The 23,420-nt window shown below is 48.9% G+C and carries 20 protein-coding genes; 19 read left to right on the top strand and 1 reads right to left on the bottom strand.

Annotated elements, in window-relative coordinates:
• From folE2 to OMP95_RS04340, 18 genes are all read left to right on the top strand, one after another.
• On the top strand, positions 1 to 789 hold the full coding sequence (gene folE2 / locus OMP95_RS04425) for a GTP cyclohydrolase FolE2 (protein ID WP_266326361.1): 789 nt from the start codon (positions 1 to 3) through the stop codon (positions 787 to 789).
• Between the two features lie 11 nt (positions 790 to 800).
• On the top strand, positions 801 to 1,961 hold the full coding sequence (ribBA, locus tag OMP95_RS04420; RefSeq protein ID WP_266326359.1) for a bifunctional 3,4-dihydroxy-2-butanone-4-phosphate synthase/GTP cyclohydrolase II: 1,161 nt from the start codon (positions 801 to 803) through the stop codon (positions 1,959 to 1,961).
• An 18-nt stretch (positions 1,962 to 1,979) separates the two neighbouring features.
• Positions 1,980 to 3,029, top strand: coding sequence for a DMT family transporter (locus OMP95_RS04415; RefSeq protein WP_266326356.1), 1,050 nt, complete (start codon positions 1,980 to 1,982; stop codon positions 3,027 to 3,029).
• Positions 3,030 to 3,034: 5 nt separating this feature from the next.
• Complete coding sequence (locus OMP95_RS04410) at positions 3,035 to 3,313, top strand: hypothetical protein (protein ID WP_266326354.1); 279 nt, start codon at positions 3,035 to 3,037, stop codon at positions 3,311 to 3,313.
• 77 nt (positions 3,314 to 3,390) lie between these two features.
• Positions 3,391 to 3,705 (top strand): quaternary ammonium compound efflux SMR transporter SugE, encoded by a 315-nt coding sequence (gene sugE / locus OMP95_RS04405; RefSeq protein WP_266326416.1) that lies wholly within the window; start codon positions 3,391 to 3,393, stop codon positions 3,703 to 3,705.
• Between the two features lie 199 nt (positions 3,706 to 3,904).
• On the top strand, positions 3,905 to 4,072 hold the full coding sequence (locus OMP95_RS04400) for a hypothetical protein (RefSeq protein ID WP_266326352.1): 168 nt from the start codon (positions 3,905 to 3,907) through the stop codon (positions 4,070 to 4,072).
• 484 nt (positions 4,073 to 4,556) lie between these two features.
• On the top strand, positions 4,557 to 6,260 hold the full coding sequence (locus OMP95_RS04395) for an APC family permease (RefSeq protein ID WP_266326350.1): 1,704 nt from the start codon (positions 4,557 to 4,559) through the stop codon (positions 6,258 to 6,260).
• Between the two features lie 192 nt (positions 6,261 to 6,452).
• The gene (locus tag OMP95_RS04390; RefSeq protein WP_266326348.1) at positions 6,453 to 8,645 is read left to right on the top strand and encodes an FAD-dependent oxidoreductase; all 2,193 of its coding nucleotides are present in this window, start codon (positions 6,453 to 6,455) and stop codon (positions 8,643 to 8,645) included.
• Positions 8,646 to 8,740: 95 nt separating this feature from the next.
• The gene (locus tag OMP95_RS04385; RefSeq protein WP_266326346.1) at positions 8,741 to 10,876 is read left to right on the top strand and encodes a heterodisulfide reductase-related iron-sulfur binding cluster; all 2,136 of its coding nucleotides are present in this window, start codon (positions 8,741 to 8,743) and stop codon (positions 10,874 to 10,876) included.
• Positions 10,863 to 12,245, top strand: coding sequence for a HEAT repeat domain-containing protein (locus tag OMP95_RS04380; RefSeq protein WP_266326344.1), 1,383 nt, complete (start codon positions 10,863 to 10,865; stop codon positions 12,243 to 12,245). The genes OMP95_RS04385 and OMP95_RS04380 overlap by 14 nt, the downstream gene beginning before the upstream one ends.
• 48 nt (positions 12,246 to 12,293) lie before the next feature.
• A complete protein-coding gene (locus tag OMP95_RS04375) occupies positions 12,294 to 13,088 on the top strand; it encodes an electron transfer flavoprotein subunit beta/FixA family protein (protein WP_266326342.1) in 795 nt (264 codons plus the stop codon).
• Positions 13,089 to 13,090: 2 nt separating this feature from the next.
• On the top strand, positions 13,091 to 14,050 hold the full coding sequence (locus OMP95_RS04370; RefSeq protein ID WP_266326340.1) for an electron transfer flavoprotein subunit alpha/FixB family protein: 960 nt from the start codon (positions 13,091 to 13,093) through the stop codon (positions 14,048 to 14,050).
• Between the two features lie 126 nt (positions 14,051 to 14,176).
• On the top strand, positions 14,177 to 14,653 hold the full coding sequence (gene ribH, locus OMP95_RS04365) for a 6,7-dimethyl-8-ribityllumazine synthase (RefSeq protein WP_266326338.1): 477 nt from the start codon (positions 14,177 to 14,179) through the stop codon (positions 14,651 to 14,653).
• 602 nt (positions 14,654 to 15,255) lie between these two features.
• Positions 15,256 to 16,425 (top strand): aminomethyltransferase family protein, encoded by a 1,170-nt coding sequence (locus OMP95_RS04360; RefSeq protein WP_266326336.1) that lies wholly within the window; start codon positions 15,256 to 15,258, stop codon positions 16,423 to 16,425.
• Between the two features lie 77 nt (positions 16,426 to 16,502).
• Positions 16,503 to 17,105: a dimethylamine monooxygenase subunit DmmA family protein gene (locus tag OMP95_RS04355; RefSeq protein WP_266326334.1), complete on the top strand. Its 603-nt coding sequence runs from the start codon at positions 16,503 to 16,505 to the stop codon at positions 17,103 to 17,105.
• Positions 17,102 to 18,055 (top strand): PDR/VanB family oxidoreductase, encoded by a 954-nt coding sequence (locus OMP95_RS04350; protein WP_266326332.1) that lies wholly within the window; start codon positions 17,102 to 17,104, stop codon positions 18,053 to 18,055. The genes OMP95_RS04355 and OMP95_RS04350 overlap by 4 nt, the downstream gene beginning before the upstream one ends.
• A gap of 10 nt (positions 18,056 to 18,065) precedes the next feature.
• Complete coding sequence (locus tag OMP95_RS04345) at positions 18,066 to 19,106, top strand: heme-dependent oxidative N-demethylase family protein (RefSeq protein ID WP_266326330.1); 1,041 nt, start codon at positions 18,066 to 18,068, stop codon at positions 19,104 to 19,106.
• A gap of 178 nt (positions 19,107 to 19,284) precedes the next feature.
• Positions 19,285 to 20,079, top strand: a complete 795-nt coding sequence (locus OMP95_RS04340; RefSeq protein WP_266326327.1) for a TorF family putative porin — start codon at positions 19,285 to 19,287, stop codon at positions 20,077 to 20,079.
• A 49-nt stretch (positions 20,080 to 20,128) separates the two neighbouring features.
• Here the strand turns inward: OMP95_RS04340 and OMP95_RS04335 are convergent, their stop codons facing one another.
• Positions 20,129 to 21,532, bottom strand: a complete 1,404-nt coding sequence (locus tag OMP95_RS04335; RefSeq protein WP_266326325.1) for a PAS domain-containing protein — start codon at positions 21,530 to 21,532, stop codon at positions 20,129 to 20,131.
• A gap of 48 nt (positions 21,533 to 21,580) precedes the next feature.
• Between OMP95_RS04335 and OMP95_RS04330 the strand changes: the two genes are divergently transcribed.
• Complete coding sequence (locus tag OMP95_RS04330) at positions 21,581 to 23,404, top strand: histidine kinase (protein ID WP_266326323.1); 1,824 nt, start codon at positions 21,581 to 21,583, stop codon at positions 23,402 to 23,404.
• Positions 23,405 to 23,420: the final 16 nt, after the last annotated feature.

The following is a 23,420-nucleotide window of genomic DNA, read 5'->3' as shown; positions in this document are numbered from 1 at the left end:
ATGAATTTGCCTCTTAACACCGGTCTGGAAGATGTACAAAACACCCCTGACAAGCGTCAGCTGGCCATAGACCAGGTGGGTATCAAATCGTTACGTTATCCCATTTATTTTGAAAGCGATGATCAAGGCCCCATTCGTGTTGTGGCCGATTTCAGTATGTATGTGCAACTGCCGCATGATGTCAAAGGCACACATATGTCTCGCTTTATTGAACTGCTTGAGCGTCCACAGCAGGTTTTCTCAGTCGGCAGCATGAAAGTGTTTATGCAGGACATGTTACAGCTGCTGGAAGCCGAAGTCGGCCATGTCGAAATGCGTTTTCCATTTTTCATCAGTAAAGCCGCCCCCGTCTCCGGGGTGAAAAGCATGATGGATTATGACGTAACGCTGGCGGCCGGTATGGGCACCGATTTCAGCCTGACAGTAAAGGCCGAGATTCCGGTGACCAGCCTGTGCCCCTGTTCAAAGAAGATTTCCGCGTATGGCGCTCATAACCAGCGTTCTCTGGTTACGGTTGAAGTTAACATGGACGACAGCCTGTCTCTGGATCAGTTGATCGGTGCGGTGGAAGAGCAGGCCTCGAGCCAGCTTTATGGTCTGTTGAAACGGCCGGATGAGAAATATGTCACCGAATTCGCCTACGATAATCCGAAATTTGTCGAGGATCTGGTCAGAGATATTGCCGGCACCCTGGATAAAAATACGGCCGTGTCGGGTTTTAAAGTTGAATGCGAAAATTTCGAGTCGATTCACAACCACTCAGCCTATGCAATGATTGACCGCCTGTAAGGGGACATGCCATGAACAGTCTAACTATTCCGTTTGCACCAAAACAGTCTCAGCGCCGGATTTCACCGGTTGAGGAGATTATTGACGATATTCGTCAAGGTAAGATGGTTGTGCTGATGGATGATGAGGACCGGGAGAATGAGGGCGACCTCATCATGGCCGCAGAATTTGTCACGGCGGAACACATCAACTTTATGGCACGTTTTGCCAGAGGCCTGATTTGCCTGACTTTGAGTGAACAACGTTGCCGTCAGCTTGATTTACCGCTGATGGTTCGACATAACCGGGCCAGTCTCGGTACCAACTTCACCGTCTCGATAGAAGCGGCGGAAGGGGTGACTACCGGTATTTCCACCGCAGACAGAGCGCGTACCGTACAAGCTGCTGTGGCCGCTGATGCCAAACCGGCGGATATTGTCAGGCCCGGTCATATCTTTCCTTTGATGGCACAAACGGGTGGCGTGCTGGCGAGGGCCGGGCATACCGAAGCAGGCTGTGATTTGACGCTGTTAGCCGGATTGGAACCGGCCTCGGTTATCTGCGAAATCATGAATGAAGATGGCACCATGGCAAGAATGCCTGATCTGTTACGTTTTGCTGAAGCCCATGAACTCAAAGTGGGGACGATTGCCGACTTGATCGAATATCGCAACCAGACTGAGCAACTGGTAAAACGTGAACACCAGCGCAGCATCAATACAGCTTACGGCCAGTTTGAGCTATCGACTTATCGTGACCTCACCACCCAGCAAATCCATTTGGCACTGGTATACGGTGAGCCGCAATCAAAATATTCCACCCTGGTCCGTGTACATGCACCGCTGAACAGTTTCGATTTGCTTGATAATGACAGACACGGACATAGCTGGAGTGTAGCTGAGGCGATGCAGACTATTCAGCAAGCCGGGCATGGCGTGTTGGTGTTGCTGAAGGGCGATGATGATGACTGGTTGACACAAATCACCGGGCAGCCCCAATTGCCGGACGATTATCAACTGAAACACTATGGCATCGGCGCCCAGATTCTGAAAGATTTGGGCATAAACAAAATGTCTTTGCTGACCTGGCCCAGAAAGATTCCCAGCATGAGCGGCTTTGGCCTGACCGTGGCGGAATTCCTGTTGCCTGACATGTTGCCGAAATTGCGCGTAGCCGACACAGCACAAAGCTAAACCCACCCAGGGGCGGTTATGTATTCAGAAGATGCACTGAAACGGCATTATGCCCGTAACCAGCGCTGGGGATTTACCTGGGCGTTGTGGACGGCAGTGTTATGGGGCGCCTGGTATATTCCCGGTACGGCGCTGTGGTATGAATATCCCTATTCAGCCATCGGCCCGGATCAACAAGCCCATCGGCTTGTTGCCACTGCGGTGATGACCTGGCTGCATGCCATCGCGGTATTTATTTTCCTGGCATTATGGAATGGCAGTCTTGGTAAATTAAAAGACTATGGCCGCACTTTGGTGCGGTTTCGGAAAATTTCCAAGTGGTATGCGTTGGCCTCTTTATTTGGCGGTCCCATGGCGATCTTCGGATCCTATATGGCGATGGGCTTTGTCGGGCCGGTTTTTGCCGCGGTGACTTCCTTGTTCTATCCGGTAGTGGGGGCAGTGATTGCCCGTTTGTGGTATCACGAAAAGATATCGGCACAAGCGGCTTTAGGCATGGCTATCATTATTATGGGCGGGGTGGTGATTTACGGTCCGGGTTTGTTTGGTGAAGACCTGATGGGCGGTTATGCCTGGCTTGGCTATGCAGGCGGCATTATGTCCGCCATTGGCTGGGGAGCGGAGGGGGCGGTGGCTTCCAGAGCCATGGATGTCACTGATCCTGATGTCGGCATTCAGTGCCGCTTTACGTTTGAAATCCTGTTTTGGGGTGTGTTAATTCTGCCGTTGCTGATGTTGTTTACTGATTTGCCGGTTATGCACCTGCTTGTAGAGACCGTGGCATCAATTGATGCAATGAAATGGATGTTGCTGGCCTCCGTATGTCACGCTTATTGTTATACCTCGTTTTATAAAAGCTTTTCCTTAATCGGCGTCGGGCGTGGCGAGGCCATCGGCAATCTCTACGGGGTGTTCGCCGTTATTTTTGTGGCCGCCGTAACGCTGGAATTACCGGAGTGGTATTTCATTGTAGGTCTGATTCTAACGGTAACCGGCAGTTTTGTGATGTTCCGGGAACCACCTGAGTCAATCGCCGAGCTGCGGTCGGTCACTGAAACAACTGGATGATAGCGATGAAACTTCATCACAAAGGCTATATGCTGGTTTATCTGGAACAACATGGCACCCTGTGGGATAAAGTGCTGATCGACGCCGCCCAGTCAGAATACGCTTTATCCGGAAGCTACTGGGTCAAGCATTTCAGTATCATCCTCGATGAACTGGCTGCGGCAGGCCTGATTATCCGCGAGGCGCACCGTCTGGATAACGTTAGCAACCGCTTAATGTTCAAGTATGCGATGTCTGACTTTGGCAGGGAACGCATGCGGGATACCGGCCTGCTTCAGGCTTAATCCCCTCAGCGGGAAGTGGGGACGACCTCACCGCTCCATATATCAACGGGGACGGCCCCATCATAAAGGAGGCCATGATGGCTTGGTTAATTCTCGTCATTGCCGGTTTGCTTGAAGTCGTATGGGCTGTGGGGCTTAAGTATTCAGAGGGCATGACAAAATTCTGGCCCAGTGTGGGCACTGTTATCACACTCTTGTTAAGTTTCTGGTTGCTAGGCATTGCCATGCGCTCGCTGCCGGTAGGGACTGCATACGGTGTCTGGGTCGGTATTGGTGCGGTCGGCACGGTTATCTTCGGTATTTTCTTTCTGGGTGAAGCGGCCGGTTTGTACCGTATGTTGAGTGTCATGTTGATTTTGATCGGCATTGTCGGCCTCAAAATTACCGCCTGATCGATAGTGGCAGAGAGCAAATTTTTTCTTGAGTTGAACATGATGTTGAGATGGCTACTGATGATTCCAGTCAATTCGGGTGACAGCTTCCCTTTAAGTTTTATTTCAGCCCATCCTGTTCCATTTTCCGGATTTCCAGAAAAATTGAGATATGTCCATCTACTATGGAGGACTGCGTGGAGAGGGCTTTTCAATGTGTATGCTTAGATCAGATTTCATATCGCATGCTGTTCTGAGTCCGGGTAATTATAGAAATGTTGAAGAAAAGCTGGGCGAGAAGGGCTGTTTTGGACTGGGTAAAGTGTTGTTAAAGATCCGGCTGAATGATTTTGGTCGTGAATGCATGCGTGGCAGTGGACTGGCGTAATCGTTGTTCGATCTTTATGAGGAGAAAATATTATGTCTGAATTTTGGGGATATTCCGGAGCCGATGTATTGGCAATTGTGGTGATAGTCGCATTGAGTGTTCTTGCTCTTTATCATGCGAGGAGCTTTGTCACAAAAGCTTAATGCAAGTAAATGCTGAATAAAATTCCGGACCGGGCACTGGTCCGCTTCTGTTGTGAGCTGAAAGATAAACAGGCCCCTAGGTAAGCTTCAGATAAACACAAGACCTGAGTTCAGGTCAAAAGCAGCATATTACTCTCAGGCCACTCCTTAAGCAGTAGTCTGTATTGAGAATTGAAAAGGTGTGCGAGTGACAAGGATAGTACAGATTCAGTTACAAATGGGTGCATATTGTGGTGTATAAGCCTACATATACGCTGGCAAGGATATTACCTGTAAAACCTTAATAGTTGAATTTTTACAGGATTGCGTTATTCGGATTTGCTTACCCTCAAGGAGAAACAGTGCAGGAAAAAACAACGATTGATGCTATTACAGCCGACCTCGCCGATGATGTAGTGGCAGGCAGTTCTTCACTCCACCGCAGCATTAACTGGACGGGGGCGTTTTGGGTGGCAAGTGGAGTACCGGCTCTGGTGCTGTTTTCCATGGGGGCGATTGCTGCCACAGTGGGTAAGCCGGCCTGGTTGGTATGGATGATTTCGATTGGCTTTGGCTTTATTCAGGCTTTTACCTATGCAGAAATAGCGGGTTTGTTTCCGCATAAAACAGGCGGAGCATCCGTGTATGGTGCAGTGGCCTGGGTTAAATACAGCAAGTTTGTCGCACCTTTGTCAATATGGTGTAACTGGGTCGCCTGGGGCCCCGTGCTGGCGATAGGTTCGGGTCTGGCGGCTGGCTATATTCTGACGGCTTTGTTTCCGGCAGATGCCGTGATTAATACCTGGCAGATAACGTTAATGGATCTGAGCATGCTCAAACAGGGGCTCCAGCTCAGAATTAACGCTACCTTCATTATCGGTGCTTCGTTGATGCTGTTGGTTTATGCCATTCAGAACGGCGGTATTCTACGCTCGGCAAAAACGACCATGGTCCTGGGGGTAACAGCACTGGTGCCGTTGCTGATCGTCGGCGTAGTACCGCTGATCACCGATGATGTACCTTCCGCGCATTTCTTTCCATTGTCACCGCTGGCTTATGACGCTATCGGTAATGTGGTAGATGGGCAGTGGAGCATGGACGGCTGGGTGTTGATGGCCGGCGGTTTGTTTATTGCGGCCTGGTCAACGTATGGATTTGAAACTGCCGCGTGTTACACACGTGAGTTTAAAAATCCCAGAAAGGATACCTTCAAAGCCATTTTCTATTCAGGGCTGTTGTGTGTTGCTGTATTCACACTTGTGCCATTGGCATTCCAGGGACACCTGGGTCTGGGAGAGCTGGTTACACCTGAAGTTCTGAATTCATCAGGCGCCGTGATTGCACCGGCTGTTTATGACGGTATGCTGGCATCGGAAATCTACAGCGGTATGGGGGTGGCGAATGCGCTGGCCGGCATTTTCGGAGGTAGCGGTTTTATTGCCAATATGTTTGTGGTGATGCTGATACTGGCTTTGCTGCTATCTATCATGACGACCATGTCCGGTTCTTCGCGTACCTTATATCAGGGTTCCGTTGATGGCTTGTTACCGAAGTATCTGTCTTATGTGAACGAGCATGGCGCGCCGAGCAGCGCCATGTGGACCAATCTAATAGTGAATATGGTACTGCTGAGCATGTCAGATTACGTGTTCCTGCTGGCAGCTTCCAACGTGGGTTATATCATTTTCAACTTCCTGAATTTGAACTCAGGCTGGATTCACCGCATGGATCGTCCGAGCTGGGAACGACCGTATCGGGCGCCTACTATTCTGATTGTGATGGGCACCATACTGGCTTACGTCAATCTGGCGTTGATGGGGCTGGGGGCCAATGTCTGGGGAGTGGGAACATTGGTGAGTGGTCTGTTCCTGGCTGCGCTGGTGATTCCTGTTTTTATATGGCGTCACTACATCATCGACAAAGGTCAATTCCCGAAAGCCATGCTGGAAGATATGTATCTGAGCAGTAACGAAAAAGATGGCGATACACGAGCAGGTATTCTGCCATATATTGCATTGGCTGCCGGTATCTTTGTTGTTTATTTCACCAACAGCCTGGTGTCTTAGCGGCTTTTCCTCTGCTCTCAATAAGCAAACGGGTGGAGCAAGCCCCCCGTTTTTTGTCTGCAGCGTTGATATTTCTCCCGAGTGTATAGGGGTCTCTACTACCTAGGAGGTAACCCCTCTTAGGAATTGTTGGAGTAATTGGCAAGATTGAAAATATGGTTGCCAACACTCATAAATAGGGAGAAATTAAAAATGGCACGCGATCCTAAACACGATATTCTATTTGAGCCGATTCAAATCGGCCCCAAAACACTCCGTAACCGTTTTTATCAAGTACCACATTGTATCGGCGCGGGTTCAGATCGCCCCGGTTTTCAGGCGGCACACCGTTCCTTGAAAGCTGAAGGTGGCTGGGCTGCGATGAACACTGAATATTGTTCAATTCACCCCGAGTCTGACGACACCATGCGCATGTCCGCACGGATCTGGGATGAAGGCGATGTTCGTAACCTGAAGGCGATGACCGATGCGGTGCATAAAAACGGTGCTTTGGCCGGTATTGAAATGTGGTACGGCGGCGCTCATGCTCCCTGCCTGGAAACCCGTGCCACTTCAAGAGGCCCCAGCCAATACGCATCTGAATTTGAAACCCTGAGCTATTGTAAGGAAATGGATCTTGACGATATCAAGATGGTCCAGCAGTACTATGTAGACGCAGCCTATCGCGCCCGTGATGCCGGTTTCGACATCGTTTACGTTTATGGCGCGCACTCTTACCTGCCACTGCAGTTTTTGAACCCTTACTACAATAAACGTACCGATGGTTATGGCGGTTCGCTGGAAAACCGCGCCCGTTTCTGGATTGAAACGCTGGAAAAAGTCCGTCGTGCCGTGGGGGATGACTGTGCAATTGCTACCCGTTTTGCGGTGGATACCATTTACGGTCCCGATCAAATCGAAGTTGAAGTGGATGGCATGAAGTTCGTCGAAATGGCGGATGATTTTGTCGATTTGTGGGACGTAGATGTCGGTGATATTGCTGAATGGGGTGAGGATGCAGGCCCTTCGCGTTTTTATCAGCAAGGTCATCAGGTGCCATGGACCAAGTTTGTTAAAGAAGTTTCCAAAAAACCAGTGCTGGGCGTAGGTCGTTACACTGATCCTGAAAAAATGACAGAAATCGTTACCAAAGGCTACGCTGATATTATCGGTGCTGCCCGTCCTTCTATTTCAGATCCGTTCCTGCCGAAGAAAATTGAGGAAGGTCGCTACGACGATATTCGTGTTTGTATCGGTTGTAACGTGTGTATTTCCCGCTGGGAAATCGGTGGTCCTCCAATGATTTGTACTCAGAATGCAACTGCCGGTGAAGAATACCGTCGCGGCTGGCATCCTGAGAAATTCGCCAAAGCTGATTCGCAAGATTCAATTCTGGTTGTCGGTGCCGGCCCATCCGGTTCTGAAGCAGCTCGCGTGCTGATGGAACGTGGTTACACAGTGCATCTGTACGATAAAGCTGAAAAAGTCGGTGGTCACCTGAACCAGGTTATCACTTTGCCAGGTCTGGGCGAGTGGGGTTATCACCGTGATTATCGTGAAACCCAACTGGAAAAACTGGTCAAAACCAACAAGCACAATGTGTTGGCTTTAGGTCAGAAAGCGCTGACTGCTGATGATGTGCTGGAATACGGTGCGGAAAAAGTGATTATCGCTACCGGTGCTCACTGGACAACCGATGGTGAAAACTGTCTGACCCATGCGGCCATTCCAGGTGCAGATGCTTCCTTGCCTGAACAATTGACACCTGAACAAGTTTTGTCTGGTGAGAAAAAGATCGGCAAGCGTGTGGTTATTCTGAATGCTGACAGCTATTTCATGGCACCGAGCCTGGCTGAAAAACTGGCAACAGAAGGTCATGAAGTGACCATCGTATCTGGCGTTCACCTTGCTAAATACATGGAGTTCACGCTGGAATATCCAAACATGATGCGCCGCATGCATGAATTGAATATCGAAGAAATCGGTAATCATTTCTGCAGCCGTATCGAAAAAGGCCGACTGGAAATCTACAACATGTGGGGTGAAGGTTCACGTCGTAGTTATCGTGGCCCGGGTGTTTCACCACGTGATGAGAACAAAACACACCGTTGGCTCGAGTTTGATTCACTGGTACTGGTAACCGGACGTAAATCCGATAACAGTCTGTATCAAGAACTCAAAGCACGCGAAAGCGAATGGGCAGAAAACGATATCAAAGGTATTTACCTGATCGGTGATGCTGAAGCGCCTCGTTTGATTGCTGATGCGACCTTCACCGGCCATCGTGTGGCAAGGGAGATTGATGAAGAAAATCCACAATACCCACTGCCGTACAAACGTGAAGTCATCGCTTGGGGTACACCGCATATGCCCGGTGGAAACCACGAGCTCGAGTACAAGGTCTAAACAGGAAAAGGTTGCGTGCTGCCATGAAGGCAGCACGCATTTCTGACCTCAAAGCATTCTATTCCTATTCCAAGCAAGCCTAGCAGGTGTGTGTTATGAACGAAGCACAAGAAATTACCCGAATTCTGTTTGAAGATTTTTCAACAACGTCCATCTATTTGTTTTACATAGTTGGATATACTGCCATTGCTGTATTTCTCTATGGCTGCTACGTGCAGGTGAGAAAATACCGCCGAGGCAAGCCTGATGCAGCGTGGGGCGAGATTTTCCCTCGTTTTATCGACATGGTTAAAACCATGCTGACGCATCGTACAATAAAGCGTCGTGACACAGCGGCGGGTAAGGCGCATGCGGGTATTTTCTTCGGCTTTGTATTGCTGTTCATCGGCACGGCCACAATAACGCTGGAATACGACATTCTTGAGCCGTTGTTTGGCTTCAAGTTCTGGTATGGCGATTTTTACCTCTGGTTCTCTTTGATTCTTGATGTGGCCGGTGTCGCTGTAATCGCCGGGCTGATTTACATGATGTATCGCCGTAAATGGCTGAAACTGCCCAAACTCGATTACACCCGTCCTGATCGTGAACCGGGTGATCCGGATTATGACCGCAGTTTTTACCGGCGCGAAGATTGGGCCTTTTTGTGGTCATTCATCCTCATTGTTATTACTGGATTTTTACTGGAATCGTCACGTCTTGTCTGGCTAATGGACGATGCCACTGTATGGGATTACCGCTGGTGGTCTCCGGTGGGCGCTGCAATTGCCGGCATGATGCACGGACTGGGCATGGGCCCTGAAGCGGCAGGCACCTTCCGTACCGGCTTATGGTGGTTCCATGGTGTGTTGGCACTGACCTTTATCGCCGTGATTCCTTTTACCAAGATCAAGCATATATTTACTGCCTCGGCTTCATTGATGTTTCGTGATCCCAAGGCAGGAATACGGCTGCCGACCGTACCTGAAGAGCAGGAAGATATCGGTGTTAAAACTATTACCGATTTCACCTGGAAACAATTACTTCATCTGGATGCCTGTACCAAATGCGGCCGTTGCCATGAGGCCTGCCCGGCCAACGCAGTGGGCGCGCCGTTATCACCGCGTGATGTGATTCTTTCCCTGCGCGAATTTGCCAATAATGCACTGGAGAAAAAGGAGCTGCCGGACGAAGTCGAGCTCGATGTGCACGGCAAAGATGTCGGTCAGGTCTTTATGGAAACCTTGTGGTCCTGCCGCACCTGTATGGCCTGTGTGGAAATTTGCCCGGTGGCCATTGAGCATGTGCCGATTATCGTGCAAATGCGCCGCAAACTGGTGGATGAAGGCAATATGGATCCCATTTTGCAGAAAACACTGCAATCGGTTCACAAAACCGGTAACTCAATGGGTGAGTCCAAACGCAAACGCGCCAAATGGACCAAAGACTTATCATTTGAAATCAAAGATGCCCGCAAAGAGCCGGTTGATGTGATGTGGTTCGTCGGAGACTACGCGTCGTTTGACCCGCGCAATCAGGTGGTGACCAAATCATTTGCCCGCATTATGAAACAGGCCGGTGTCGATTTCGGGCTGCTTTATGAAGCTGAAATGAATGCCGGTAATGATGTCCGCCGTGTGGGTGAAGAGGGGCTGTATGAGTTGCTGGCCTCATCCAATATCAACACGCTGGATGCCTGTGAGTTCAACTCGATTGTGACCACTGATCCGCACTCGTTCAACACCATCAGGAACGAATATCCCGACTTCGGCGGTGAGTTTGAGATTCAGCATTACACCACGCTGCTCAAACAATTGCTGGATGAAGGCAAACTCAAACTGAAGAAAAAACTGGATTATTGCGTTACGTTCCATGACCCCTGCCATTTGGGCCGCTATAACAAAGGCTATGACGCGCCGCGTGAAGTGATAAAAATGCTCGGCTGCGATCTGGTGGAAATGGATCGTAACCGTGACAACTCCTTCTGCTGTGGTGCCGGTGGTGGCCGTATCTGGATTCCGGATCCTGTCGGTATAGAAAAACCTTCAGAAAACCGTATGAAAGAAGCGGCTGAAATTGAAGGTCTGCAAGTCTTCATCGTGTCATGTCCTAAAGATCTGACCATGTTTGAAGATGCGCTGAAAACAAGTGGCAACGAAGGGAAGTTTGTCGTTAAAGAACTGATTGAACTCGTCAATGAATGTATTGAGTTTGATGATGAAGAAGATGAGGGGGCCGATCTTGCAACAGCATGATATTAAACTACCTGAATCAGCTTCAGATCTGGTTTCGATTGCTCTCAGCGAGAACGATATATACAGTGCAGCGGCAGTGTATGAAGTGGCTAATGAAGCACAGCGTTCGGAACTTGCCGATATTCTGTGCAAAGAGCGGCGTGATGCGTTGCGGCTGGCCCGCTGGGAGCATACGCCAGCCATTGTATTGAGACTGCTGTCCGGCTTGCATGATGATACGATTCGTCTTCGAATAGACAAAAATCCTGCTACTGAGAGTGATACGCTGGAGACGCTGTTCAAAGATGAACATGACGACCTCACGCTGGTCGGTTTGATTGCCCAGCATATTCATACTTCGGCAGAAGTGTTGAAAAAGATTGTCGAGACTGAAACTGAAACATCGATTATCCGGTCTGTTTGCAAAAATCCAAATGCCACGGCAGAAATTTTTGCAATGGTTGAAGCAAAACATGCCGGGACTTTTGATGCCGAACTGGCCGGACACGCCAATACCCCCGTTGAACTACTGGAAAAAATTTACAACAGGGGAAATAATTTTGTTCAGGCTGAAGTGATCGCGCACGACCAGTGCCCGTCACAATTATTTTCGCAGGCGCTGGAACATACGGATCCTGTGGTGCTCAGACATCTGGCCGCCAATCCGCGCACTGACAAAGCTGCTTTGTTATTGCTGACAAAACACGATGACAGCTCTATCCGTCGTGCCGCGGCAGGGAACCCGAATTTAGCTGCCGACAGAGCGGAAGAATTGATAGATGCACCCTCTGCATCAGTCAGAAGAGCAGTAGCCGCACGCCAGGACCTGAGTCTGGAAGCAGTGGAAAAGCTGGCAAATGATGATGATCACTGGGTGAGACAGTGGGTCGCTCTGAACCCGAATTTAAGCGAAGCTCTGATGCAACAGCTGACGACTGACAGCGATAAAGAAGTCAGAAGAGCCATCGCCCGCAACAGCAGCACACCCGAGAAGATACTGATTCAGTTGGCGGAGGATCCTGAGGCCTGGGTTCGCTCAGCCGTGGCATATCAGCCCCATACCCCTGTACCTGTGCTGAAAATGTTGTCTGATGACCAGTCCGTCGATGTGCTCAGCGGTGTGGCTAATAATCCCAATACCCCGCAACCGGTATTACAAAGGCTTACCAAATCGATCGAACCGCATGTCAGACGCGCTGTGATCCTGAACAAAAATGCCGATCGCGAGACTTTGTATCCATTACTTGAAGATCCCTATTACCTGCATCGCTTGCTGCTGATACAGAGCGAGGTACTCAGTGATGAAGATAAATGGGCGCTTTACGATGATCCGGACTCAGCCGTTCGTTTCACATTGTTTACCTGGTTTTCCAGGAAGTATTTGCAGTAAGTTCTGCATATAAAGCTGAAGTAAAACAGCAAATTAGGAGAAAATAGTATGAAAATTTTAGTTGCAGTCAAAGAAGTCGCCGCTCTGGATGATGACTTTGAAATTCGTGACGACCAACTTGATGTTGATGAGGACTTCCTCCTCTATGACCTTAATGAATGGGATGATTTCTCACTCGAAGAGGCAATGAGTATCAAGGAAAGCTCCGATACCGAAGTCGAGGTTGTTGTGGTTTCAGTGGGACCGGATCGCGTAGACGAAAGTCTGCGTAAATGTCTTGCCAAAGGCGCAGACAGAGCCATCCGGGTCTGGAGTGATGAAATGGAAGGCTCCGACACCATTACTATCGGACGCATTCTGGCGGCTGTGGCTGAATCTGAAAAACCAGATATGGTTTTTGCCGGTGTCCAGTCTTCAGATGAAGCTAATTCTGCTACCGGCATTGCCACTGCGTCCTACCTTAATTGGCCGCATGCTGCCGTTGTTGCCGGACTTGATTACACACCGGGCAACAGTAAAGCGACTGTCAGTCGTGAGTTGGAAGGCGGACTGACCCAGGAAGTTGAAATCACCTGTCCTGCGGTATTAACAATTCAACTGGGTATCAACACGCCACGGTATGCCTCTCTGCGTGGCATCAAACAGGCGGCTGCTAAGCCGATTCAGGAGGTCTCACTCAGTGATTTGGGACTTAGCGCTGAAGAAGTTGGCGCTGATGCGGCTTTTTCACATGTCAGACGTATGTATATCCCTGAAAAAGGTATGGCGACGATGATTGAAGGCACACCAGCTGAACAGGCGGCCAAACTGGCTGAAATTATAAGAGAATTCAAGGGGGAATAAAGATGAAAACTATTCTGGTCGTGGCGGAAAGTCGCCAAAATGAATTGCGTCCCATCTCACTTGAGGTGATTACCGCAGCACAAGATATTCGTCAGGCGGATGACAAGGTGGTTGTGGCCATTATTGGTCAGAACTCAGAGTCTTATGTCGATCAATTGTCACTCAGCGGTGTAGATGAAGTTGTCGCTGTTAAAACACCTTCGGAAGATTTTGATTCTGATATTCATGAAGCAGCAGTAAGCTCGCTGATGGAAACCTATACTCCTGCCGTGGTGTTGATGCCGCATTCTGTAGACAGTCTGGGCTATGCACCGACTCTGGCGCGCAAAGGTAACTATGGTTTTGCAAGCGATGTGTTCGGACTGACTTACGATGGTGATGAGCTGGTGGTTACACGTGCCGCGTATAATGAAAAAGTCTATGTAGAAGTTGATTTCCCCGGTAAGGATTGCGTATTACTGACAGTTCGCGCGAGTGTGTTTAAGCCTGTAGAAGAGGCGGCAACGCCGACAGTGAACATATTAGAGATGAACAATCTGAGCAGCCGCAGCCAAAACCTGCGTTATGTTGAGCCCGAAGGTGCGGGTGACATTGATATCACGACGGTTGACTTCATTATGTCTATTGGCCGTGGTATTGCCGATGAAGATAATGTTGATCAATTCCGCGAACTGGCAGATATGGCAGGTGCTACTTTATGTTGCTCCCGTCCGATTGCTGATTCTGGCTGGTTGCCGAAATCACGTCAGGTGGGTCAATCAGGCAAAGTGGTGGGCTCGTGTAAATTGTATGTTGCAATGGGCATTTCCGGTTCGATTCAGCATATGGCCGGCATGAAACACGTGCCTACGATTGTGGCGGTTAACACCGATCCGGGTGCGTCGATCTTCACCATTGCCAAATACGGTATTGTTGGCGATATCTTTGATATTGAAGAAGAACTGCGTACACACTTTGAATAAGCAGGACTTGACAATAATCTGTCACTGAGTTGACAGGTTGGTTAAAGTGCAGGCAGGTATCCCGGGTATAGCTGTTAACAAAAACAGTTTTGCCTGCCTGCGTTTTGACTTGATAAAGGATGTGATATGGCAACGGATTTTGAAAAATCAGTGACCAGAACAACGACTAACGGTGCCGGTTTGCGGATCGGTATTGTCCAGTCCCGCTTCAACCCGCATATCGGCGAAGGTTTGCTGAATGCGTGTCTTGAACAGTTGCGGCAGAGCCAGGTGGCGGAAGCCGATATTGATATCATGACCGTGCCGGGCGCACTTGAATCGCCATTGATGCTTAATGAAATGGCATTAACAGGCGCATATGACGGGCTTATTGCCCTCGGTTGCATCGTACGGGGTGAAACCTATCACTTTGAAATCGTTGCTAACGAGTCGGCACGATGTGTTTCCGACATTCAAATTAACACTGGCATTCCTGTTGCCAATGCAATTCTGACCACCGAAAACGAGCAACAAGCCATCGACAGGATGACAATAAAGGGTGCCGAAGCGGCCCAGGTTGTGCTAGAAATGATCCAATCCCTGAAACGGCTGAGCAAGCACTGAGTTTGTTCAGTATCAGGGGCTGTTGGTCTTTCGACTTCCTTATTGTTGTTTTCTGAAAAAAAGTCAATCAAGCACGAACAATGAAGTTTGCAAGATACATCGTTGTATCTTGCACCCTTGGGGGCTTGTGCTCAAAAACGTTTATCGCCATGGATGGAGTGTATGCAAAAGCAATGTCTGGAACATTGCTTGTCCAGACATTTTTGTAGTCATTTTAAATAAATAACGGGCAAAGCTTCCGCATCTGCTCACGCCTCTGACCTACATCCAAGTAGGCCACGCAGAAAAGTGGTTTTTCAGGCACAGCCCACAGCTTCGGCAGTGGTGAATTACGAAACAGCAACAGTCCTTAGGCTTTGGCATGGATTAACTTGGTCTAGTGTTGCATCTCCTGATGTTCTTAATGAGATAAAGGTGTCGGTGAATCCCTGCTGACCTATGCCTTCCGATTGCTGCAATTTTTCTGATTCTGATAGCGCTGAGATCTGCTTAATCCCTGCTTACTCTAAAGGGAGTACTCCATCGTGAGAATTTCGGAGCGATCCTGATTTCGATATGTTTTTCCATACGATTACATTTTCATTACACCGGAGTCACTCATTATGGGAAATTCAAGCTTAAATGCCTTGACACCTGAATCAGGTACCATACGCAATTCAATCTTAAATATCAGACATCAGGAATTGGGTTGCAAGCTGGACGGCGAAACCTGGAACAATATGCCGATTCCCTGGCGTTACCATACAAACCCGTATGATGAAGTGATTGCAGTCAGAACCAGGGCCGGGCTTTATGATATTTCTGCACTCAACATTGTCAACGTTTCCGGTCCGGCTGCGTTGACTGTACTTGATCAGCTTGTTGCGATTGATGTCAGCAACCTTGAACCGGGCACGTCAAGACTGGCAGCACAAGTAAATGAAAAAGGGGCGCTGGTCGACGACATCATGGTGATATGTGATGGCAAAGAGCAATATCGCCTGTCACATGGCAGCGGTGCGACGCAGCAGACTTTGGCCCGTCTGGCTGAAGGTATGGATGTGACAATTGAACAGGATATGGATGTCCATATTCTGTCATTGCAGGGCCCCAGATCTATTGATGTCCTTAGATCTGCTGATGCGCTGGACCCGCCCCATATGGCTATTGATCTGGCCAAACTGCCTTATTTTAAACATATCGAAACCAAACTATTCGGCTGTGATGTAAAGATCGCCCGTGGCGGCTATTCAGGAGAACGCGGCTATGAAGTCTATTGTCACGCCGATGATGCAATTCATCTTTGGGACAGCATTCTGGAAAAAGGCCACCCTTATGGTGTGATGGCAGCTTCTTGGGACTCTCTGGATTTGACCCGCGTAGAAGCAGCGTTATTGTTTTACCCCTATGACATGCCCGAAGGCGATACCACCCCTTGGGAGGTGAATTTGGGCTGGTGTGTTGATCTGGATAAACCAGGCAACTACATCGGTAAGGAAGCGCTGCTCAAGTTACGCGGACGTGAACGATTCAAACAGGTGGGACTGGAATGTCAGAGCAGTGAAGCGGTTGAAGCAGGTGCCAGAATCATCAAAGACGGTAGAGAAATCGGTGTGGTTACCAGTGCCTGCTATAGCCGTTATCTGATGAAATCTCTGGCTATGGTGCATGTCAAGCCCGAGTTTTCACAACTGGGCACTCAGGTAGTGATTAGCGGTGAAACACCGGTAGAAGCGCATGTGGTGAAAACACCGTTTTATGACCCCATGCGTCTGCGTACTCATCCAGAGTAACAAGATTAACTCTCGTACTGCTTGCAACCCTGCCAATGGCAGGGTGCTGGCTGTACGAACAAGATGAGATAACAAATATGGAACGAGGATATTGGATAAGAAGTAAACCCTTTTATGACTCATTGGTCTGGCGTCATCAGGCGACCGGCCATGTAGTGATAGCACAGGGGGAGGGTGGTATTGCCGTGCTGAAGTTGTTTCAGCAAATGTATCCCCGTGAGCCAATCAAGTTGTTGTTTGCCGATAATGCATCGGCTTCGAAAAAGTACGCTGATATTGTTTCAACGCTGGTCCCAGAAGGATTGCAGATTTGTGATTCTAAACAGGCGGTGTTGGCAGCGCTCAAGGAGCAACTACCTGACTGTTTAATGGGCACACAATTTTATGTCGCCGGTACTGAAGCATTTATCTGGTCGGTGATGCAGACACTTAAACCCTATGGCGTGCAAGACGTCAATGTTGAAAAAGAACTCTGCGGTACGCTGGCACGCTCAGTTTACTGCGTACATTGCAAGACTATTGACGAGGATGTGCATCACAGTATCCATCCTTGTAGCGGGTGCGGCCGGCACCTGTTTGTTCGGGATCATTTTTCCAGACGTCTCGGCGCCTATATGGGCGTGATGATTGATGCGGAAGAACCCGGCAAGATTCCGGCAAGTGAGGAGCTCTACCCATGAGTATTTTGAATGTAAAAGTAACCGATGTTGAACAAGTAACCGAGTTCGTGAAGCACTTCACGCTGGTACAGGAAAACGGCGAACCCTTGCCGCGGTTTTCCGGTGGCAGTCATGTGGTGGTGGCAATGAATATCAATGGTCGTATTCATCGGAATCCTTATTCACTGATGGGATCGCCTGCGAATACGGATAGTTATCATATTTCAGTGCGCCGCCAGGACCAATCCCGCGGTGGTTCGGTGTTCATGCACGACAAGGTGAAGCCGGGTTCACGGCTGCAAATCACCTATCCGGTCAATCTGTTTGCCATCTCTAAGCTGGGACGCAGACATATTCTGGTTGCAGGTGGTATCGGTATTACACCGTTTATGTCCCAGATCGCGGACTTGAACCGGCTCGGCTGCGATTATGAAATGCACTACGCCTATCGTTCCAATGAGCATGCGGCTTTCAGAGGACAACTGGAAGAGATGTGTGGTGACCGGGTGCATTTTTATGTCGAACAAGAAGGCCAGCTTGTGGATTTTAACGATCTGCTCGGCCATCAGCCTTTAGGCACCCATGTCTATGTGTGTGGCCCGGAGCCCATGGTCAAATCGCTGTTGATAACAGCAAAAAATCTGGGTTGGCCGGAAAACCATGTGCACAGCGAGCAGTTCTTAGCCCCGCCGATGGGCGATGCGTTCAGCGTCAAACTGGCGCAAACCGAGATGGAAGTGGAAGTACCGGGTGATATGAGCCTGCTGGAAGCGATGGAAGAAGCGGGTGTTGATGCCCCGTTCCTGTGCCGTGGCGGTGCCTGTGGGCGTTGTGAGCTGGAAGTGCTCGATTGTGATGGTGTACTGATGCACAACGATCATTATCTGTCAGACGCAGAAAAAGCGGTAGGAAACAAAATTCTGCCCTGCGTCTCACGTGCTAAATGCAGCCACTTAGTGCTCAACATCTGAGGAAATACGAATGAACATGGTATTTAAACAAGAAAGCTTCCGTGATGATTACACCTTTTCTAACTCACCTGAAGCCATTCGTCGTTTTCCGTTCCCGTTTGCCGAAGATGAATATATGTACAGCGTCAACATTGAGCAGCATGCTCCGACGCAGCCAGGTTCGGTGTTTGAACATGTTATTGACGTAGATGAACATTACGTCGCCGAATGTGCAGAGAGGCAAATTACGCTGGAAGAAGATTCCGAGCGTTATATTGCGTTGCCGCACATGATGGATGCGCAGTGGGACATGGTTGAGTTGGTAATGGATTCACTGGCGGCTGACTATCCGGAACAGTTTCAGCTGAGTAAAGACGGTGATAACTGGCACTGGGTCAACAAACCACTGGGCATCGGACAGTCCTTCACCTTTGGTGATGAAGGCACGCTGCCGATGGAGCCGTTTGAATATATCGCCCGTCAAGTGCAGGGCGACTGGATTCTGCTGGACCAGCGTGATGAAGATTTATTTGCCGATGCCGGCATGGTCACCAGTCAGGCCGACTGGTCTATGGCATTTGACGCCGGCATGTCGTTCAAGGAATGGCATGGTCCGGTTCCGCAAGCCAATGAACTCGGCATTTTTGACCGTGCCCTGAAATACTTGCTGCATCTTCAATATGGCAGCCCGGTTCGTCGCCTGAATTGGACCATGACGATTAACCCGCGTCTGGATACCTCTCCGGAAAATTACCCGCTTTGGGGGCCGGACAATATGTCAGTCACACCGGAAAATGTGGCTGAAAAAGTGCATTTGCGTGTGGAGCTTCAGGCACTATTCCGCCTGCCGCGCAGTAATGCCATTGCCTTCAGCGTCCGTGGTTACCTCATCAGCCTTAAAGATTTGGCGACTTATCCACGTTGGGCCAAACGTTTGCATCGCGTGCTGCAAAACCTGCATCCGGACTTATCTGAATACAAAGGACTGGATAACTACCGTCAGATGGCGATAGATTGGCTGGCACCGCTGGACGATGGCGAAGAGCTCGAATTGGGCACTCATCCTGAGTGAATGTGTTGACAGGGAAAATGAGTCATGCGTAAATGCAGTTAAAGTTTCACTTGGTGAAACATTGTTTAATTGAACGGTGGTTGATGCTGTCTACTCCAAGTAATTCAACCAATCTGAACGACGCAATATTTATTGCGATTTTTAGCAACAACTTTTACCAACCTAAAAGGAAAATAGAATGAAGAAGCTTTTATTAACAATGGCAATAGCGGGTACCGCTATGACAGCCACCACGGCTATTCATGCCGAAGAAACCTCACCGCACAGCTTTAGTTCAAACGTCGGTTTGTTCAGTTCGTACGTATTCCGCGGCATTGACTACAGTGATGAAGATCCTGCTTTGCAGGGCGGATTTGACTATGCCCATGCCAGCGGCTGGTATGCGGGCGTCTGGGCAACCACTCTGGAAGAAGGCCTTAACGTGGGTAACAGCATCGAAGTCGACTTCTATGGCGGTTATTACCACCAGTTCACAGATGATTTTGGCGTGGATGTCGGTTTGCTGCAATTCTATTACCCTGATAATAAGAAAGTGCCGGGTCTGAATGGCCGGAGCGATGAAGATTTCGACACCACCGAAGCTTATGTGGCCGCCACCTGGAAATGGTTCACTGCCAAATACAGCCGTACCCTGACCGACTGGGGCGGTGTCACTAGCAATACGATGGGCGCTGACGCTAATGGCGATAGTAAAGGCACTCAGTATTACGAGCTGAACTTCAATTATGGCCTGCCGATGGACTTCAATCTGACAGCACATATCGGTCGCCTGGATGTCGAAAACTACAGCGACTTTGATTACACCGACTACCTGATTGGCGTGAGCAAGGACTTTTCGCTTGCTGGTTCTGAAGGCTGGACAGTGGGTGTGAACTATACCGACACCAACGCTGATAAAGACTGGTGGCCGGGTGTTGATGGCGATAATCGTGGTGATAGCCAGTTTATTGGTTATGTGACGCGCTCTTTCTAAATATTTGAGCTTAAAAAGGAGCCACACTCTGAGAGCTGTGGCTCCTTTTTTATGGTTGAGGATAGGGACAAGGCGATTCTATTATTTGCTCCAGACCGTACATGAGTTCATGGAAATTATCACTGGTGATATCGATAATGACTCCTTCCAGTGTCAGCAATTCATCACTACCAGAGAAAATACCCTTGCCCCGTTCCATTACCCATTTGATTTTGTTGCTTCTGGTGAGAATGCGATAAACAAGCTGGAAGCTGCGTTGTTTATTGATCTGATTTTGGACATGTTCCCAGACTCTGGGTTGATCCTCAGGGTAGATTAATTGCATATAATTAAAGTTGAGGGAGTTGGTGATTTCATAAGGCTGATATTCTGTGACTTCCAGACAGCCTTCACTGACAAAGTCAAAAGTCCAGTTACGATCATTTTTACAGCGATACAACATACATGGGATATTGGTCATGATCATATCGGTGGTGGAGCGGGCATTGGCTTTTAAGCCAGCTTCAGTCTGTTTCATGCGGCTGATATCGGTCAATGTACCCATAATGCTGGTACGTTCGCCTTTCAGGGTCGAGGTGGTTGAAGCCCGTAACTCTACCCACAGGGAACGGCCGTTTTTGGCAATCAGACGCAGTTCGAATTGACACTGTTGGCGCTTGCCTTCAGTCAAAGCGTTAAGTCTGGATTCGGCCAGGGGTTGATCCTCAGGGTGAATGAATGAAAACAGTGTTTTATTCAGACTTTCTTCGGTGCTGTAATCCAGCAGGCGCTGCCAGGATGGATTGAGAAAAATAAGTTCCTGATCAACATTGATTTGGAAAACAATTTGCTCGATCCGGTCTATAAGCAGATGGTAGGTAAGCTCCTCTGAGACAGAGCTGGTTGCAGGTTCAGAACTGGATGTCAGTGAAAACTGGAGTAAATACTGATTGGGTTGTTCGGTAGCATTCAGCGGGGATAATGACATATGAACCGGGATTGTCGTACCATCAGCATAAAGCATTCTCAGTGTGATAGTCTCATTGCTCTGCAGGTCATGCTGCTGGCTGATGAAATTGGCCAAAGCGTTGTGATTACTGGGGTGAACCAGATTGGTCAGCGGCATCTCAGTGATAAACTCCCGCATGCCGCTCATTCCCAATTCTTTGAGAAAGGCATTGTTGGCAAATTTGATGTTGTACCCTTCGATAACTGCGGCCGGTGTTGATAATTTACTGGAAATATCTTGTCCCCACATCACATTGTCCAGGTGTTTGTCTTTTGCCGTGACTGCGCTGCGACGTTGAATTTTGGGGTAAATATTAATGATTAGTATGGCTGAGAGTAACATCGCAAGTAAGGACGCGAGCACAGAAAGGTGGACTTTGAATGGTGCGCTACTGTCCCACCAGAAGCCAAACACCAGAGTGAAAATGGCGCTGAGCATGACCAGGCAAAATAAAAATAAACTCATAACAAAAACCTTCTTTGATGGGTTTGTGTTGGGAGACAACAAAAACTGATGGTAACAAAACTGAAACAAATATCAGCCTTAATCGGCAGTTTTAGTCGACGGACGCTTTATGCCAAGCTGATGCTGTTGCTGTTTTGTATTACGCTCACCGTTTTGCTGATGCAATCGGGTACTATTTTTTTATTAGATTATATCCCGTCCAGCCAGTCAGCCATAGATAAGATTAGCAGCCAGAAGGTTTATTGGCACCGCCAACTTTCCTATATGAAAGCCATCAAGTTGGAAGCGGCCGATGCGACATTAAAAGACATGCAGCAGCATTACCTCGATACCGCAGATCCTGAGGTATTGTGGATGTTGCGGCAGGATAATCCCGAGGTGCTGGCAGCGGTACGAAAAGTTGAGCGGGAACAGCAGAATTTTTCCGATGTTGCCAAATTCAACGTCAGAGTCACCGCGCAATTGCGCATGGCCGAGAGAGTGGCGGAATCCTATGACGAGTTGGATAAAGCTTTGCACCGGGACAATGAAGCCAAACGATCCATTATCGGTTTATTACAGGCTATCAGCCTGATCTTTGTGTTCAGTTGTATTTTGGCCATTGTGATAGGCGGGCGCCGCTTGCTTGTGGAGCGTCTTGATAATCTCACGTCTTTCATCAATATTAAGTCAGGTGATGCTAGTCACCGTGCCGCTGTCGATGAATTTGCGACCTTGGAACATCGTGTTTCGGAACTGACGGCGCAATTGGAAGGCTTCGAATCAGAGGTGACCTGGGCGCATCGAACCAGTGAGCACGTGCGGGTGCTGATTCGGGCCCAGGATTTTATACTGCGCTTTATTGAGACGGTGAGTGAAAATGTGCTCAGCGAGAGAACCATGCTGAAAATGCTTTATGCTCTCGAAAGAGCATTGGGGTTTACCAATGCAGCACTTATTTATACTGACGATGCGGCCGTTATTTCGACGGAAAGAATCATATTTTCACACCATAAACCCCAAAGCTTGACAGACGAGATCTTTGATGAGTTGCTGATGGTAGGCGTGGCAACATATGAATACACCAACGCAGATGATGAGCGAATCGGTTGTCTGGGTGTGACATTCTCCGGCGTCAGTAACGGTATCGGTGTATTGTTGGTGGAAATGGAACAGGGACGCTTTCTGGAAGACTCTGAGATTAAAGTACTTGAAATTACCGCCAGATTGTTGGGCATGGTCGCCAAATTTCAAGGCCATGACGAAGAAGGCAGACGGCTGGCAGTGCTGGAGGAGCGGGCCGCTATCGCCCGTGAATTACATGACTCACTGGCGCAATCGCTATCATTTATGAAAATTCAGGTAGCGCGGCTGCAATCGAAAAATAATGACGAAAAACAGATGGCTGTGGTAAGCGAGCTACGTGAAGGACTGGACAATGCCTATCGCGAATTGCGCGAATTATTAACGACTTTTCGTGTGCATATGGATTTGCGTGGACTGGGTTATGCGATTCAGGCGACTATCGATGAGTTTTCGCAACGGTCACCGTTAACCATTACATTAGATAACAGGCTGGTAAATTGTCGTCTGACGGTGAATGAAGAGTTTCACATTCTGCATGTGGTCAGAGAGGCCTTGTCGAATATTGTGCGTCATTCGGGAGCCAAAAATGTCTCCATTTTGATGATGTTGCAGAAAAACGGTTCAGTCGAGTTAACCATAGATGACGATGGGGTGGGGTTCACGCCGGCATCGACGACCCATGACCATCACGGACAGGCTATCATGAAAGAACGCGCCAATACGCTGGGTGGCGATATAGAGGTGATGGCAAGGCGGTACGGTGGTACTCGTGTCCGTCTCTCATTCATGCCAAAATTGGCACAATAACGAAGATACATTGAGA

The sequence above is a fragment of the Methylophaga sp. OBS4 genome (assembly GCF_026319305.1).
Taxonomy (GTDB): domain Bacteria; phylum Pseudomonadota; class Gammaproteobacteria; order Nitrosococcales; family Methylophagaceae; genus Methylophaga.
Note: the sequence above shows the minus strand (reverse complement) of the source record. Positions and strands in the feature narration are given on the sequence as shown.